At 40.5% G+C, this 16,826-nt stretch carries 13 protein-coding genes; 4 read left to right on the forward strand and 9 right to left on the reverse strand.

Translation table 11 applies throughout. From position 1 onward, the window contains the following. Nucleotide 1: 1 nt before the first annotated feature. Both BM291_RS05525 and BM291_RS05530 read right to left on the reverse strand, forming a co-directional pair. The gene (locus BM291_RS05525; protein WP_092895172.1) at nucleotides 2-2,038 is read right to left on the reverse strand and encodes a thioredoxin domain-containing protein; all 2,037 of its coding nucleotides are present in this window, start codon (nucleotides 2,036-2,038) and stop codon (nucleotides 2-4) included. A 177-nt stretch (nucleotides 2,039-2,215) separates the two neighbouring features. Continuing rightward, nucleotides 2,216-3,190, reverse strand: a complete 975-nt coding sequence (locus BM291_RS05530; RefSeq protein WP_092895173.1) for a GSCFA domain-containing protein — start codon at nucleotides 3,188-3,190, stop codon at nucleotides 2,216-2,218. A 259-nt stretch (nucleotides 3,191-3,449) separates the two neighbouring features. Between BM291_RS05530 and BM291_RS05535 the strand changes: the two genes are divergently transcribed. Together BM291_RS05535 and BM291_RS05540 are read left to right on the forward strand one after the other, a co-directional pair. Continuing rightward, nucleotides 3,450-3,959 (forward strand): RNA polymerase sigma factor, encoded by a 510-nt coding sequence (locus BM291_RS05535; protein WP_092895174.1) that lies wholly within the window; start codon nucleotides 3,450-3,452, stop codon nucleotides 3,957-3,959. Then, nucleotides 3,946-4,539, forward strand: a complete 594-nt coding sequence (locus BM291_RS05540) for a hypothetical protein (RefSeq protein ID WP_092895175.1) — start codon at nucleotides 3,946-3,948, stop codon at nucleotides 4,537-4,539. The genes BM291_RS05535 and BM291_RS05540 overlap by 14 nt, the downstream gene beginning before the upstream one ends. A 42-nt stretch (nucleotides 4,540-4,581) precedes the next feature. On the opposite strand, the gene BM291_RS05545 is transcribed toward BM291_RS05540, so the two are convergent. The 7 genes from BM291_RS05545 to BM291_RS05575 form a co-directional block, all read right to left on the reverse strand. Next, nucleotides 4,582-5,331, reverse strand: coding sequence for a DUF1835 domain-containing protein (locus BM291_RS05545; RefSeq protein WP_092895176.1), 750 nt, complete (start codon nucleotides 5,329-5,331; stop codon nucleotides 4,582-4,584). A 1-nt stretch (nucleotide 5,332) separates the two neighbouring features. Continuing rightward, complete coding sequence (locus BM291_RS05550) at nucleotides 5,333-5,749, reverse strand: DUF1801 domain-containing protein (RefSeq protein ID WP_092895177.1); 417 nt, start codon at nucleotides 5,747-5,749, stop codon at nucleotides 5,333-5,335. Between the two features lie 12 nt (nucleotides 5,750-5,761). Next, the gene (gene gloA2, locus BM291_RS05555; RefSeq protein WP_092895178.1) at nucleotides 5,762-6,151 is read right to left on the reverse strand and encodes an SMU1112c/YaeR family gloxylase I-like metalloprotein; all 390 of its coding nucleotides are present in this window, start codon (nucleotides 6,149-6,151) and stop codon (nucleotides 5,762-5,764) included. Nucleotides 6,152-6,169: 18 nt separating this feature from the next. Continuing rightward, nucleotides 6,170-7,477, reverse strand: coding sequence for a D-alanyl-D-alanine carboxypeptidase (locus BM291_RS05560; protein WP_092895179.1), 1,308 nt, complete (start codon nucleotides 7,475-7,477; stop codon nucleotides 6,170-6,172). Nucleotides 7,478-7,546: 69 nt separating this feature from the next. Then, nucleotides 7,547-8,944: a SusD/RagB family nutrient-binding outer membrane lipoprotein gene (locus BM291_RS05565; protein WP_092895180.1), complete on the reverse strand. Its 1,398-nt coding sequence runs from the start codon at nucleotides 8,942-8,944 to the stop codon at nucleotides 7,547-7,549. 11 nt (nucleotides 8,945-8,955) lie between these two features. Beyond that, entirely contained in the window at nucleotides 8,956-12,147 is a 3,192-nt protein-coding gene (locus BM291_RS05570) for a SusC/RagA family TonB-linked outer membrane protein (RefSeq protein WP_092895181.1), read from the reverse strand. A gap of 475 nt (nucleotides 12,148-12,622) precedes the next feature. Beyond that, nucleotides 12,623-14,863: a sodium-translocating pyrophosphatase gene (locus BM291_RS05575; RefSeq protein WP_092895182.1), complete on the reverse strand. Its 2,241-nt coding sequence runs from the start codon at nucleotides 14,861-14,863 to the stop codon at nucleotides 12,623-12,625. 396 nt (nucleotides 14,864-15,259) lie between these two features. Between BM291_RS05575 and BM291_RS05580 the strand changes: the two genes are divergently transcribed. Together BM291_RS05580 and BM291_RS05585 are read left to right on the forward strand one after the other, a co-directional pair. After that, on the forward strand, nucleotides 15,260-15,871 hold the full coding sequence (locus tag BM291_RS05580) for an HD domain-containing protein (RefSeq protein WP_139229043.1): 612 nt from the start codon (nucleotides 15,260-15,262) through the stop codon (nucleotides 15,869-15,871). 250 nt (nucleotides 15,872-16,121) lie between these two features. Next, nucleotides 16,122-16,820: a response regulator transcription factor gene (locus tag BM291_RS05585; protein ID WP_092895184.1), complete on the forward strand. Its 699-nt coding sequence runs from the start codon at nucleotides 16,122-16,124 to the stop codon at nucleotides 16,818-16,820. The last annotated feature ends 6 nt before the right edge of the window (nucleotides 16,821-16,826 follow it).

Below are 16,826 nucleotides of genomic sequence, written 5' to 3' on the forward strand. Positions count from 1 at the left end.
ATCAGGCTAAATAGGGGAGTTGTGAAATGGCTTCATCATACGTGCCGACTGGTTTGCGGCAGGCATGATCAAAGCAAACATAAATTAAGGCATTTCCTTGCGGATCGGGTGTCTTATCCGAGAGAATTGCGGCATTTTCTGTCAAACTTTCTGAATACGCTAAAATCATATTAGGAGAATAGCTCTGCTGAAATTCCTTAGCCTTGTCCGATGCTCCGTTTCCGACAATTGCAATTTCTGCTGTTGGGACTAGCTTTTCCAAAAATAGATTTGCCCAGTTGCACAGAAATCCGGGTTCTCTAAGGATAAGTTCTTTCATGCCGCCGAGCATTTTTGATGCGATTTCAGAGTATTTCTCCTCGTAGGTGAAAAGTGAAAGTCGATGAAGATTCCTTGCCATAATAGAATTGGAAGCTGGAATCACATTATCAAAAAGCTCTTTTTTATTGGCAATCAGTTTTTCTGCTTTGGGATTATTGAAATAGAAAAAGCCATCACTTTCATCGTAAAACTCTGCCATACAGAAGTCAGTCAATGACCTCGCAAAATCCAACCAGCGAGCATCTCCATTTGCTTCAAAAGCCATCATAGACGCTCTGATCACCGCAGCATAGTCTTCCAAAAATCCCGGAGTGTGAGCACTTCCGTTTTTATACGCTCGGTGAAGCACACCATCTATTACTAATTTTTCTTGCAGAAATTCCAGATTTCCAATAGCTAAATCCAGCATGCTTTTCTGGCCAGTGGCATAGTAAGACTGAATCAATCCTACGCTCATCAGACCATTCCATCCACTCAAGATTTTATCATCTTTTCCAGGATAAATACGTCGGTTTCGCACTTCGAGAAGTTGAGATTTTACTTTTTCCAGCTTTGATTTGAAATCTGATAAATCCATTCCAAACTCTTCAGCGATTGCTTTTTCGTCTTCTGTTTGGAAAAGGATATTTACTCCTTCCTCCCAGTTTCCGCCGGGTTTGAGATTGTACAATTTGCTGAGCCAAGGGAGTTCCTCTGGAATTATATGTTGAAGTTCCTCGTATGTCCACACATAGAACTTGCCTTCCACTCCTTCAGAATCTGCATCCTGAGCTGCATGGAATCCTCCTTCGCCGTTAAGCATTTCAGCTTCCAGCCAAGCGACAGTTTCAATGACTTTTTCTTTGAAGAAATCATCTTTGCTCACTTGATATGCTTTTGCATACAATTCTAGCAGCTGCCCATTGTCGTAAAGCATCTTTTCGAAGTGTGGAGCAAACCATTCTCCATCTACGGAATAGCGAGCAAATCCACCTCTCAGCTGATCGTAAATCCCGCCCATTCCGATCTTTTTCAATGTGAAAAAGACCTTGTCTAACATCCCATTATTCTTACTTAGAACGGCGTAGTCAAGAATGAAATGCCAAATTGCTGGCATGGGGAATTTCGGGACGCGATTCATACCGCCCCATTCTGAATCGAATTGAGCGATTGTTTTGGTGGCAATCTCTGCAAGTTCATCCGGATCCAACTCCTGATTCCCAGCAGAAATCCCATATTTATCTGTTTCCTTTCTATTGAGGCTGTTGCCAAAACCTTCCGCACTTTCAGCCAGTTGATCTTCATTGTTCTCAAAGGCAGTGGCGATGTTTGATAAAAGACCTTTCCATTGCTGATTTGGGAAATAAGTGCCGCCATAGAATGGTTTCTGGTTTGGCATCAAAAATACATTCAGGGGCCAACCTCCTTGCAATCCCATTGCCTGAACCGCATCCATATAAATATTGTCGATGTCTGGACGCTCTTCCCTGTCAATTTTGATGCAGACAAAATGAGCATTCATGATCTCAGCGGTAGCCTCATCTTCGAAACTTTCCCGCTCCATCACATGGCACCAGTGGCAAGCCGAATATCCTATAGAAACTAGAATCGGTTTGTTCTCACTAGTCGCTTTGTCCAATGCTTCAGCTCCCCAAGGCATCCAATTGACAGGATTGTGGGCGTGCTGAAGGAGGTAGGGGGATTGGCTTTCTGAGAGTTTATTGCTGTGTTTTGGCATTTCTAGTTTTGAAAAGTTAAAGGTTAAAAGCTGAAAATTGTCACCCTGAGCGAAGTCGAAGGGTTGTAAAGTTTGGAGGTGGAAGGCGATGGTTTGAGTTAGAAAATGTTGAGGTTGTAAAATTATATTAACACTGAGTTTCTCCTCGTCAATCGTATTTCGCAATTCGTAAATAAATCAAAATTCAAGTTTTTTATGAACGTCTGATATTTCTTTTGAAAAATCAAATTCCTCATTTAATCGTTCCAGCTTTGTGAGAAGATTTTGTAGAAATTTCCTGTGTGCATCACTTTTTGGATTGAGTGGGCGATGGACAAGTTCTTGTTTCACTTTTTGAATTTGATTGACTTTTTCCTGCGTATCTGAAGTGAAATGCGACTTACTCCACTTATCCCAGATGTAATCCTCTGCTTCTTCAGAAGGGTGAATTAGGTCTTTTTTGTAAAAGCGATAATCACGCAATTCATCCATCATCACCTCATATGCTGGAAAATAAGAGACAAATGAAAACTGGTTTTCCAACTGCGAACAGAGTACCCGTAGCAAGCTTTTACTGAGCTGGTTTTCAGGAATCCCATCTTTAATATGGCGGACTGGACTTACTGTAAGGATGATTTTTAGATTGGGAAAAACTCTGGAGATATTTCCAAAAATGTGGCTAAAGTGTAATTCCATTTCCTCCAGAGGCACGATCTTTTTACGAAACTGCTTTTGGGGAAGTTTGTGGCAATTGGCTACTCTGCCAAAGTCTTCTGTCTCGTAAATCCAAGCTGTACCCATGGTCAGAATAAGATGTGTGCCGGTTTCCAGGTATTGTTTGACAACTGCAAGTTGATGAGCATATTTCTGTTTTAGCTCCTCCGGCGATTCAGCATGTAGATCAGAGTGGGCTCCCAAATAGAAAAACAGCCCGGCACGCTCCAGAATCCCATTTTCTTCCAGCTTGTCCTGAAACATCGCATGATCCAGCAGATCACCAAGAATCATAGGATGGAAGATTGTCCCGAATGGATTGACTAAGCAATCCATTTTAGCATCAATCATTTTTTGCCCAATCGTCTGAGCAAAGCAGGAACCCATACTTAGGATTTTGCTCTGATGAGAGATGGGGGATTGTGATTCAGGAATAGTGAAATCGGTAGACCATTGCATACCCGAAATTAAGAATTTGTGACGGATTTCGCGTTTTTGCCGCAAAGTGCACGGGGAGTTACTCAGAGAGCACCAAGGATTGTTTTAGCAGTTCAATAGTCGTTGTTCCGTTTCTCCAGAAGCTGGACTTTTTTGTACGTTTACGTTCGTGTGCTCCATGAACGGCTCTTCTGCTAGTATTTTATTACTTTCTAAAAATTTTTCAGCAATTCTGTGATTTTTCTCAAAGTTCATAGACTAATGGAGTAAATGAAATCAAATGAGTAAAGAGGAAGAGTTCGTCAATCTTATCCATAACAATCAGGGCCTGATCTATAAGATCGCGACGATTTATGCGAAGGAAAAAGCCGAACAGGAGGATTTGTATCAGGAGATCGTTTACCAGACGTGGAAGTCTTTTGATCACTTCAAAAAAGCTTCCAAACCGAGTACATGGCTCTATAGAGTAGGGATGAACACGGCTATTACCCATTTGAATAAGTCCAAAAAGCAATTGAATACTCTGCCTTTTGATCAGGTGACTATTCAGTTTTCTGAATCAATTGATTCAGAAAAAGAGGAGAAAATTCAATTGCTCTATGCACAGATCAGAAAACTGAACCTGCTTGATCGTGGTATTATCTTTCTCTTTTTGGAAGAAAAAACCTACGAAGAAATCGCTGAGATTTCCGGGATCTCATTGAGCAATGTAGGAACTCGAATGTCTAGAATCAGGCAAAAACTAAAATCAGAAATGAATCCTAAATCAACAACGGATGGAACTCGATGAAATGAAATCACTGTGGGCAGATCTCAGTCTGCAGGTGGAAAAGCAAGATAAAATTCAAAAAAAACTACTTATGGAAATCACCAAGCAGAAATTTAGAAATAAGCTTAACGCCGTCAGAATTCCTGAAATCCTTGGTTCATTTATATGTGTGGGCTATGCCATGTACTTGCTGTCTCAGTTTTCTAATTTGGAATTATGGTACAATCAGATTTTTGCGCTGATTAGTATATTTATTATGATTGCTCTTCCAGCGGCTAGTTTGACGGCCATAAAAGGAATGCGAAGTGTGCGAATAGACTTAGAGGCACCAGCGACGATTTTGGATAAGTTTAATAAAAGCAAGATTCGATTTTGGAAGGTACAGCGCTACGGGCTGATATTTGGTGCAATACTTTTGATCACGATTATTCCTCCACTTACTGAGCTGAATGGTTCGATTGAAAAGATCCAGAATCCTTTATTTTGGATCTTTTATATACCAGCTGGGGTAGTGTTTATGTTCTTACTCACCCGATTTGTTTACAAAAAATATAAAGGAACAATTGAAGCCTCTGAAAAAATGCTTAGTGAATTAGATTAATTGAAATGAAAGCAGGAGCTGTTTTGAGCAGCTCCTGATTACTTATTTTTTCACTTTCTCACTTTTCAATTCTTCCCAAAGTCGTTTGACTTGTAGGTCTCCATAGCCATATATGGCGTATTTGATATGAAATGCCCGGAAGATTTTTCCAAAATCATCGGTGTCTAATTGTGCAGCGATTTCTTTGAGTCCTTCTTTTGGCTTGCCAAGATAATCTCCGTGAGGAATGGAATCTTTCCATGCTTGGACAGCAGGATAAAGAAAAGGTAGCTCAGGACTGACTTGCTTAGAAAGCGTAAGTGCCTCGGCTACATCAGGTCTTTGATAAAGCTTCCACATATCGGACAAAATGTGTCTTTCGTTAGGAGTAAGGGGCAGGGCATCCCTATAGGCTTGCTCTAGTTGAAGTTCATTCATACCACCAAACCCTTCAATAATATCCGTAGTAGGACTAACAAGATAAAGTTGACCTTTATGATGTTTCAGGAGGTTTACCACAAACCATAAATTCACCTGACAAAACAGATCATTCTCAAACCAGAGATACACTTGAGTAGCAGATGTGGCAGTAAGGATTTTTTCAAGATCTGGAATTACATGGGTATTGTAATCGGCCTGTGAAGCTTCTGGATAAGTTTTAGATAAGTATTTAGCGCGAATGACAGCGAGTTCATCGATAGATTCAGCATTCACTGGACCATCTACAAGGCATTCACGAACAATAGCAATATTTCCTAAAATACTGGCTGGAAATGAATCTGCTAGCGAATCACCATTCAAAACATGTAGCATATTATTGTTTTTTAGATTGGATTAAATGTATGGATGTATGGATCATTTTTCTAAAAATTTCTTCATCAACATCGGACATTTTGTTGATGTAAATACAACCTTTCGATTTTTTATGTTTACCAAGTTTTGCTAGAAAAGGTTCCAAATCCTTCTTTTCTAGCATAACATAGATGGATATGGATTGTTTTCGAGGAGAAAAACCTACAGGGAACCATTCCATTTCTTTTCCCGACGGGTATTTGTAATTATACTTTCCAAAACCAATTATACTTGGTCCCCACATGACTGGTTCTTCACCAGTTACTTCTATGAAAAGTTGCAATAGTTTTAGTCCGTCTGCTTTTCGGCCTGGATGTTCTATGGTATTCAGGAAGTCTTCGACTGAATCAGTTGTAGCCTTGGTTTTGATTTCTGACATGTTTTCTATATCCTAAACTTCACAAAATTCAATTGGTAGCTCATCTGGATCGGCGATAAAAGTGAAGCGTTTTCCAGTGAATTCATCAATTCTAATAGGTTCAGCTTTTATTTGATTCTTTGTTAGCTCTTTGACACAGGCATCAAGATCAGTTACAGCAAAAGCTAAATGCCTGAGACCAACTGCTTCTGGTCTGGAAACACGATCTGGTGGAGATGGAAATGAGAACAACTCGATAACGTACTCATCCTTTAGACTCAAGTCAAGTTTGTACGAGTCTCGCTCTTTTCGATAGACTTCTCTTATTATTTCTAGACCAAGAATTTCAGTGTAGAATCTTTTTGAACGAGTATAATCAGAGCAGATAATTGCTATGTGATGGATGTGTTGTAGTCGAAGCATTTTCTTAATCTATGAAATTTAGTACTTATCATGAATGTAATAAAGCACTTTGGTCAACTCAGCTTTTAGCTCATTTCCTGAAATGGCATAATTGTTCATCAAGCAGGAGAAGTGGAGGATTTTTCCGCTTTTGGTAAGTAGATAACCGCTCAGTGCATTACTCATGGAGAGCGTTCCTGTCTTAGCATAGATGTATGGCGGCTGACCAGGATCTGAAGGATACCAATTTCGTATCGTGCCGGATTCACCCCCTGCAGGAAAATAGGCTTTGATCTTGTCCAAAGGAACTTCAGCTCTAATCTTACCCAGTAATGCAATAATGCTTCGTGGAGTAAACATATTCTTCGAGGAAAGTCCTGAGCCATCCACCCAAATAGGCTCGTCAGGCAAGTCTGAAAGCAAGTTTTCCTTAGCATAAGCGATGGCGTCTGCAGTGCTTAGTTTGTTGTCCAGCTGATCAGAAACTAGTAGCAATAGTTGTTCAGCGAGGAAATTGTCAGAGATCTTCATCATCTGTGAATAGATGCTATCAGCTGCTACCGTTAGAAGTTTCTTAGGCTGCTGATGGAAGTAAGATGGGTTTCGGATGACTGTCACATCTTTTCCTAGTTCTTCAGAAAGAAGCTTTGCTGCGAAATCAACAGAAGTAATAAATGGGACATCAGTTTCAAAGCGTTTGTCGGTAGCTTCAGATGTTACGAAGTAGCTAAACTTGTTTTCGAGATGTTCTCTTCGGAAACTTGAGCTTGAGCTGCCTCTGGGCTCAGTAAGTTGCATGGACGATTCAAAGCGTGGTGGGTAAACCGTAAAAGTGGAATCGCCCTCACTTTTTGCGAAGCGAACTATATCTCCATAAACGGGCAAAGCAGAGCGCTCCGCAGCGTAGTAGGAATTGTACCAATCCCATGACCAGCCTGAACCAAAAGCATCCACTTGATCAAAATTGTCTAGTAAATACAGTTTTCTGTTTTGATTCTTTAGGAAATCCAAGGCGACAGTATTTTTCAAATCTGGATGAAGCAAACTTGGATCTCCTGTGCCCCAGAAAATAAGAGAATCTCCCTTTTCTAAGTAATTCAGGCCATTGATCAAACTGTCTCCCAAAATGGTGTAGGAGGTGTAAAATGTAAAAAGTTTGGTGTTAGACGCCGGTATAAAGTACTTGTCTGAGTTGATGTCTACCAGCACTTTGTCCTTATCAGGATCAACTAGCATAAAACCCAAATGCCCTTTGTCGAAGACATCGGATTTAATTAGGGACTGGTTGATACGCTGCACAGTGCAGGAGGAGCATATCAGAAGGATAAAGAGTAGGGTGTTTTTCATTGTGTTCATATTTAAGCAAAAAAAATCTCCTGAGAAATTTCAGGAGATTTAATTTTAAGCAAAATCTATTTAGTTAACATCCCACCAAACGTTGCCATAAAGACTTTCGGATCCTCCGAATTGCCTTTGAACAGCTTCATTGTAGTTTGCTGTGTTGTTGAACTGCTCGGTTTCGATGTAAATCTGTCTTTTTGGTACTTCAGCGCCACCTGGTGCTACCATGTTGTTAGGGTAGCCAGTTCTTCGGTATTCTGCCCATCCTTCATATCCATGCATAAACAAGTGAACCCAGCGCTGAGTTGCGATTTGCTCAATAGCTTTAGCAGGATTGTAAGCAATCTCAGGTTGCATCATAAATTCATCTAGTTCGCTGGTATCAGCTCCCCATTGATTCATGGATGCTGAGATAGCCATGTTATACTTTTCCTCAGCTGTTGCATCACCGCCGGCTATCCAGCCTAGTTTGGCTGCTTCAGCTTGCGCAAATAAAACCTGAGCATAAGTCACCAGATAAACGGGAGCATCTTGAGCAGTAATTGCATCACCAAGTAGCGCGTACTTCTCAGTGTCAATATTAACAGTTTCACCAAACACTAGCCCAGTGTACTCACCATCAGTTCGGTTTGCATTGCCGTAAACCATCAATCGAGGATCACCTACAGGCTTCATCTTATCCATTAAAGTTGAGCTGATTGCCCACCATTCTCTACCTTGATTAAGTTGACTGAACCAGTAATTCTGGTTATTGGCATCTGCCAGATGTTTGAAAATAAGGTTGCCGCTATTTGAAGTCATTACTCCTGCTTGTACAGCAGCAGCAAATTTTTCCTTTCCTAGGTTAGGGTTTACTTCTGATAGACGCAAAGCCATCAACATTTTCAACGTGTTCGCAAGTTTTGACCATTTGGTCATGTCGCCATTGTAAATAATGTCATTCGAGACACTACCTGGTACTATTGCGCTACTTGCCTCATCCAATAAAGTGAAGAGGCTTGTGTAAATTGATTCCTGAGTATCATACTTCGGTGTGAAGTTATCTGCTCCTCTCAACGCATCTGACATAGGCACATCTCCCCATCTGTCAGTTGCATGCCATACGTAGTATGCTTTTAGGATTTTAGCTACTGCTAGCTGATTAGCCACAGGGCCTTCCGTTCCGCTTAGTTTATCAGCAGAGTTCAGAACTGTCTGCAAATTCATCAATGGACCCTGATATAACCAGTAGAAACTAGTGCTTGATTGTGGGTATAAAGACGCATTTACATATTGAGTCTCCGAAAGGTATTGAGACATAAATTCTCCCTGAGGAGAGGAGCTAAGTCCAGATAGAGACAGCATGGCATTCGCAATTAATTGCGTCCCTGATGCTTGACTCGGTACGTTTGGATTGATATTGATGTCCTCATCGAAATTATTACAACCTACCAATAGAAGCGCTGTAACGATTAGTATATTAAGTTTTTGCATGATTTCTGTAATTAGAATGTTACGTTAAGATTGAAACCAAACGAACGTACACTTGGCAATTGGCCTGATTCGTACCAGCCGATAGCTTGTGATCCAGTAGATAGCTCAGCAGGATTGATGCCTTTAGGAGCATTCTGGAATAGCATGCCCAAGTTTCTGCCAACTAGCGCCACTTTTACGTTTTCTACAGGAAGATTCGCAAACTGAGATTTGTTGAAGTTGTAGCTCAAGCTTACTTCTCTTAATCTGATATAAGAAGCATCATATAGCCAATCTTCGTAGATTCTACGGGCAACAACTCCGTAGTATGCTTTAGCATCTACATAGGCAGTTACATCTTCACCGGTCTCTGCTGAAATACCTTCTACTTTCACTCCACCACCATCAGCTAAAGGATCTCTTACATTCATGCCTTTGTCATTTATGGCTGCAGAAAGCGGGTCTAATCCAGTTCTTACTGCCAGCATTTTAGATCTGGAGAAGAATTGACCACCTGCTTGGAAGTCAATCATCGCTGCCAACTGAAAGTTTTTATAATTCAAAACGTTTTGGAAACCACCGTTGAAATCAGGTAAGACTGTTCCGAAGTCGTGCGTAGCATCTGTGTAAAGTGGCAAGTTGTTACTGCCTAAAAGAATTTTGCCAGTAGCTTCGTCTCTCTGGTACGCTTGACCTACTAGGCTACCGAAAGGTTTGCCCACGTAAGAGTTCAAGTAGCTAGAAGTAGATGAGTAGGTCGTGCTGCCGTACTGATACACGTCGATACCAGGATAAAGCTCAACTACTTCATTTCTATTTCTACTGATGTTGAATGACATATCCCAGTTGAAATTGTCTGACCTGAACGGAGTAGCTGTTAGTGCTATTTCCAAACCTCTGTTTACGATTTCACCTGCATTGATGGTCGCAGAACCATATCCACTAGTCCCTGAAATGTCAAGATTTAAGATCTGGTTTTCATTTCTCTGGTTATAGTAGGTAAAGGATAATCCTACTCTTCCTTCATAAAATTTGAAATCAACCCCAGCTTCATAAGAGTGTGCAAATGAAGGTTTGATGTTCGGGTTGTTCAGATTGTCAGGAACAGAAAGTGTATTTACAGTGGATGAACCAGTGTAAGTACTACCTACATTGAAGAAAGAAGTGGTGCTATATGGACTCAAATCAGAACCCGCTTGCGCGTAGCTCAATCTAAGTTTACCAAGCGTCATTACATCAGACTTGATCCATTCGCTAAATACCACAGAGGTAGAAAGTGAAGGGTACCAGTAAGAGTTGTTGTCAACTGGTAGTGTGCTGGAATTATCATTTCTAAGGGAGGCATCTAAGAAATAGGTGTTGTTATATCCCAAAGAAACCATTGCGTAAGCACTTTTGATCTGCTTGTTCTGCTGATAAGAAGAGGTTACTGGTCTGTCAATTGATGCATTAATGTTGTAGAAACCAGGGGAGGAGAGTCCACCTACCGTGGCCATAGACAGATAACTGTAGTCTCTGTCATAGATGTTTCCACCGACGTTTGCATCAAGAGAGAATTTGTTCCAAACCTTGTTGTACTGAGCTAAAAGCTCATAATTCATCTCTGTGTTTTGATATTTACCCACTGAATAACCAGGGTTTCCTGTACCGCCGAAAGATGCTCTTGAATTGATATTTTGAGTGTACATATCTGATCTGACAAATGCACTTACTTTCAATTCAGATGAAATTTGATAGGAAAGCCCTACATCTCCGAAGAATCGATCTCTATTATCATCGCTAAAGTTTTCATTAGCTAAGAAATAAGGGTTTGCCCAATAGAGCGGGTTGAAATTTGTGACTTCTCCTGTGGAAGTGCTTGGTCTTCTTAAATTCCAGTTCAGGAATGTACCATCATCATACTTGTAATCTTTAAGTCTTTTCATGTCCATTGATCTTTGGAACCATTGCCCTAAGTATCTTGAACCATCTTCTGAACCTTGACCTGGTCTGCGTCCTTGGTTAGCAGCATAATTCACATTGGTTGATAAACGTAGTTTTTTGGTTAGATCAACACCCAAGCTGACGCCAACGTTATTTCTCTTCAAGGAAGTATTAGGTTCTACACCTTGAATACGCGTGTCGTTCAAACTCACTCTGAAATTAGAGCTAGCTCCACCACCTGTAATTGTTACGCCGTTATTGACATTTGTTCCAGTTTCATAGTAGTCCTTGATGTTGTCAGGATATGCTACAAAAGGAGTTAACTGCCCGTAAGTAGGATCCTGAGGATAAAAACTCATCACCTGACGAACTAGCGTGCCGTCTGTTTTTGGGCCCCAGCTTTCATCTACTGACATGTCTACATACTTGTCACCATTTGGAAGAGTTCTCCAAGTTTGGCTAGATCCACCACCATATAGGTTTTGGTAAGGCATCAGGTTGCTTACATTATCTACGAAAACTGCAGAGTTCAATTCTACTTTTACGTCGGAACCTTTTTTACCTTTTTTGGTAGTAATCATAATCACACCATACTGACCTCTGATTCCATAAAGCGCAGAAGCCGCAGGGCCTTTCAATACGTTGATAGTCTCGATGTCCTCTGGGTTGATATCCTGACCTAGGTTACCGTAATCTTGCCCCGAAGAGCCGGAGAAGTTTGAGTTGGAAATAGGTGTACCATCGACAACCATTAAAGGTTCGCCGCCACCGGAAATAGAGTTGACTCCTCTGATTTTGATTTTCTGAGTACCACCCATACTTGCTCCAGAAGAGCCAGTAACTTGTACACCAGCAATCTTTCCAGAAAGAGAACCTAATACGTTTTGTTCTTTTGTGTAGGTAAGGTTTTCACCTTTTACCTCTTGAGTAGCATAACCGATAGATCTTTCATCTCGGGTAATGCCTAAGGCGGTTACCACTACTTCGCCAAGCTGAGAAACGTCTTCAGCTAGTTGGATGTTGATTTCAGTGGTGTTACCTGCAATTTTTCTTTGGGTTTCATATCCGATAAAGGAATATACCAGCACGGATTCTGATCCTGGTACCGAGATGGAGTAATTTCCATCTAAGTCAGACACAGTTCCTTTAGAGGAACCTTGTACGACTATACTTACTCCTGGAAGTGGCATGCCATCTTCCTGTGAGGTTACTTTTCCTTTTATAGTCTGCTGAGCGTAGAGTGGAATACTCGCCAGGAACCCTAAAAGAAAAAGCAATGTCATTGCGTAGTTTTTCTTCATGTGTTTAATTGTTTACTATGTATTTATTGGTTTGCTATTATTATTTTGATATCTGGCAAATTACTGCACTCTTTATACTTTGTTTGAAGTGATAAACGGCAATTGGTCAGTGCGGTGACTTCGGATTATCGGGATAAATCACAAAACTGCTTTGACTTATTAAAACTTTACCCATCTGCCACTAAACGGACCTTCATTTGTGAAAAAGAGCAATGATCTATCAGATTTTGGTTAATCTAAGTGTCAATGTTTCATAAATTAAGAATAATGGATTGGTTATTTCAATTTTTAGGCAGTGATTTTTAACGAAATAGCAATAATTTATTTCAATTCAAATAATATTTGTTCCTGCGTGTTTTTGCAGTATTATATTTTGAATACAAGCAATAATGAGCTAAGTGGCTGTAGATGAGATTAAAAAAAAAGACTGCCTTGTGTAAGGCAGTCTTTCAGTAAGATTAAAAATGTAAATCAGTTAATTCACTTTCTTAATTTCTGTGATGGTTTCAGTCACCACTTTTTTTCCGTCTTCGTATTTAATTTCTTTTTTGATCTCCACTTTTTCAGACGTAGCTCCTGTATGTGGACGCTGACTGATATGTGGTGCAATGATCAGAGCCACGATAGACATCAACTTGATAAGGATATTCATAGAAGGTCCGGAAGTGTCTTTAAATGGATCACCTACGGTATCACCAGTCACAGAAGCTTTGTGTGGCTCAGACTTTTTATAGTACATCTCACCATCGATCTCTACGCCTTTTTCAAAAGACTTCTTAGCATTGTCCCAAGCACCACCGGCATTGGACTGGAACATTCCCATGAGCACACCCGATACGGTTACACCTGCTAGTAATCCACCTAGCATTTCTGCAGATGATACTTGCTCAAATACGCCTTGGAAACCGAAACCTATCAAAAGAGGAGTGACCAATGCGATAGCTCCCGGAAGAAGCATTTCACGAAGTGAAGCCTTAGTTGAGATTTCCACGCACTTATCGTATTCAGGCTTGGCTTTGTATTCCATGATACCTGGAATTTCTCTGAACTGACGTCTTACTTCATTCACCATGTCCATGGCAGCTCTACCCACAGCCGCTATAGCTAGGGAAGAGAAAATATATGGAATCATACCGCCCACAAATAATGCGGCCAGTACAGGTGCTTTGAAAATATCAATTGCATCGATTCCAGCTACACCCACAAATGCTGCGAAGAGAGCTAAAGAAGTCAATGCTGCAGAAGCGATAGCGAATCCCTTACCAGACGCGGCAGTTGTATTACCCACTGCATCCAGAATATCAGTTCGATCTCTTACTTCTTCAGGAAGTTGGCTCATCTCAGCGATACCACCCGCATTATCTGCGATAGGGCCGAAAGCATCGATGGCAAGTTGCATGGCTGTAGTTGCCATCATTCCTGCTGCTGCTATTGCTACTCCGTAAAGTCCAGCGAAAGCATAAGAACCCATGATACCACCAGCCAAAACAAGGATAGGAAGCACAGTGGATTCCATTCCTACCGCTAGACCGGCAATAATGTTCGTTGCGTGACCGGTTGCTGACTGCTTGATGATTGATTGCACTGGACGTTTGCCCATTGCTGTATAATATTCCGTGATGATACTCATTAGCGTTCCTACGACCAGTCCAAGAATGATCGCATAGAACACATCCATATTGGTGAAATCATAACCGCGGATAGACAATGTCTCTGGAAGCATGTATTTCACTACGAAGAATGAAGCGATCCCAGTGAAAACAATCGAAGACCAGTTACCCATATTTAAGGCATGCTGTACATCGCCTTTATCATCTTTAATGGTCACAAAGAACATTCCCATTATAGAGAATACGATTCCCAAACCAGCCAATACCATTGGAAGTAGGATAGGAGCAATTCCTCCAAAATTATCTATAGAAACAATCTCACGCCCCAAAACCATGGTCGCTAAGATTGTGGCTACGTACGAACCGAATAAATCAGCACCCATACCAGCTACGTCACCTACGTTGTCACCCACATTATCAGCGATAGTCGCAGGGTTTCTCACATCATCTTCAGGTATTCCTGCTTCTACTTTTCCAACTAAATCTGCTCCTACATCTGCAGCTTTAGTGTAAATACCACCACCAACTCTTGCGAAAAGTGCGATAGATTCAGCTCCTAAAGAGAAACCAGCAAGTACCTCGAGCGCTTTTTCCATTTCTACACCATTCACTCCAGCACCTACACTTTGTACATATAAATGATAGAAAAGGATAAAGAGGGAGCCAAGTCCTAATACTGCAAGACCAGCAACTCCTAGTCCCATTACGGATCCACCTGTGAATGACACTTTAAGAGCATGCTTCAAACTAGTTCGAGCAGCTTGGGTAGTTCGTACGTTCGCTTTGGTAGCGATATTCATTCCTATGTATCCTGCAAAAGCTGAAAATACAGCTCCTATAAGAAAGGAAATGGCGATAACTGGACTGGATGTCTCTACTGACATACCCGACCATACCAAAAGAATTACGGCAATAACTGCAAAATAGGAAAGTACTTTCCATTCGGCTTTCAAGAACGCCATAGCCCCGTCGGCTATGTAGCCGGCAAGTTCCATCATGTTTTTGTCACCGGTTTCCTGCTTGGTTACCCAGGCGGATTTAATGGCCATCACGATCAGGCCCACCAGTCCCAACGCGGGGACTACATAAATCAAAGCTTGTTCCATAAAGTATGTCGTACTGTTAATTTTGAAATTGTTAATTGAGCAAATATATAACTTCTCATTTACCGACCAATTGCAGATTATTATGGTTTAAATCGCTGTTTTTGAAGAATTTATTGAAGATTGTGTAATGAAATCATAATTTGATGTCAGACTCTCGCTAGAATTTCTAGAATTGATTGAAATATGGCAAAATGAGAATTGTCTGAATTGTATAAATATTTAAAGTCCATGGCTAGAACTAGTGGTGCTATAATACGTGCGGTTGAACCTTGATTTCACTCAGATTTAAGTGTTGAATATTTTAAATAACTAAAATTCAATTGTTTAAAGCGGTGGAAGTCAATATAAATAGTAAATTAGTTTCTGTATAATTTTTAATAGCCATCCTATAAGCCTGTGGATTTACAACTCAAGAATTTTGAATGCAGTATTAGAAAAATGTTTGCAGAGCGATTAAACCCTAAGGTTTGCTACCATAATTTAGATCATACCTTATCTATAGTAGCCAAGGTCAATGAAATTGGACTGTATTACCAAATGAGTAAAATCCAATTAGAGGATTTGTTTCTAGCAGGATGGCTACACGATGTGGGTTATTGGGGTGGAGTTGCGCTGGACCATGAAGAAAGAGGGGCTGATTTTGCACAGGATTTTTTGCCCAAGTTTGGGATATCACAAAATAGGATAGAAGCAATTTGCCAAGCTATACTCGCTACGAAGGTGCCACAAAAGCCTAAGAGTCTTATGGACTCTATACTATGCGATGCTGATCTGTATCATTTGAGTTCAGACCAGTGTTATGATCAAACCTTGCTATTGAGAAAGGAAAATGAGCAATTGAATGAGAGATCTGTTGTGCTTTTGAATTGGCTTAGGAATAGTGAGGTTTTCATGAAAAGCCATCACTATCATACTGAATATGCCATTAAATATTACCAGTCGGGCAAGGATGAGAATCTAGCATTTTTACAATCCAAAATAGCAGATCTAGCCAAGGTAGAGATTTAGTCATATTGCTAATTGGATTGTGATTTTATGGTTTTCTATAGAAGTCAGCTTACTTAGAAGGATGATCTTTTCTGAAATAATTCCAGATTATAGGGAAAATCAACTTTGCCACAACCCTTGCATCAGTATCTTAACTTCTGTTTTTAATTTGATTTTTCGTGCTTTTTAGGGTAGTATGATTACTTGATTGCTCATCGTGATAGTTTCGTGATGATTAGATTATACCTTTCCAAATCACTTTATTTTTCAGATGAAAAAAGTACTTATAGTAGAAGACGATCCCAATATCAGCCAGTTGATACAGATTCATCTGAAGGATTTGGACTATGAAATCAAGGTAAGAAATAATGGTAGGGAGGGGTTTGAAGAAGCCAATACCAATGCTTATGATCTGATTATTCTGGACATAATGCTTCCCGAAATGGATGGGATTGCTATTTGCCAGCGTTTGCGCGCATTGGATAATTTCACTCCGATACTCATGATTACGGCCAAATCGGAAGAGATAGACAAAGTCATTGGTTTGGAATCTGGAGCTGATGATTACATCACAAAACCTTTTAAGATCCGTGAATTTATTGCCAGAGTGAAGGCGATAATGCGACGTCAAGATCAATTTGCAATGCTTGCTGCTAACGATGTCAAGCTGATCAAATTTGAATCTCTGGAAATTGATGAGAAAAAACGCAAAGTAATCCTTCAACAAAAACGAGTGGATCTGACGCCCAAAGAATTTGATCTTTTGGTGTTGATGGCAAAGAGTCCAGGAAGAAGTTATTCTAGATCCGAGCTTTTAGAGCTGATTTGGGGCTATGATTTCTCAGGGTACGAGCATACAGTCAATGCACATATCAACCGCCTTCGTGCGAAAATCGAAGCGGATCCTAACAACCCAATTTATATTCTAACCACTTGGGGTGTAGGATATAGATTCAATGATGAATTTTAAGCCGAA

The sequence above is a fragment of the Algoriphagus aquimarinus genome (assembly GCF_900112005.1).
Taxonomy (GTDB): domain Bacteria; phylum Bacteroidota; class Bacteroidia; order Cytophagales; family Cyclobacteriaceae; genus Algoriphagus; species Algoriphagus aquimarinus.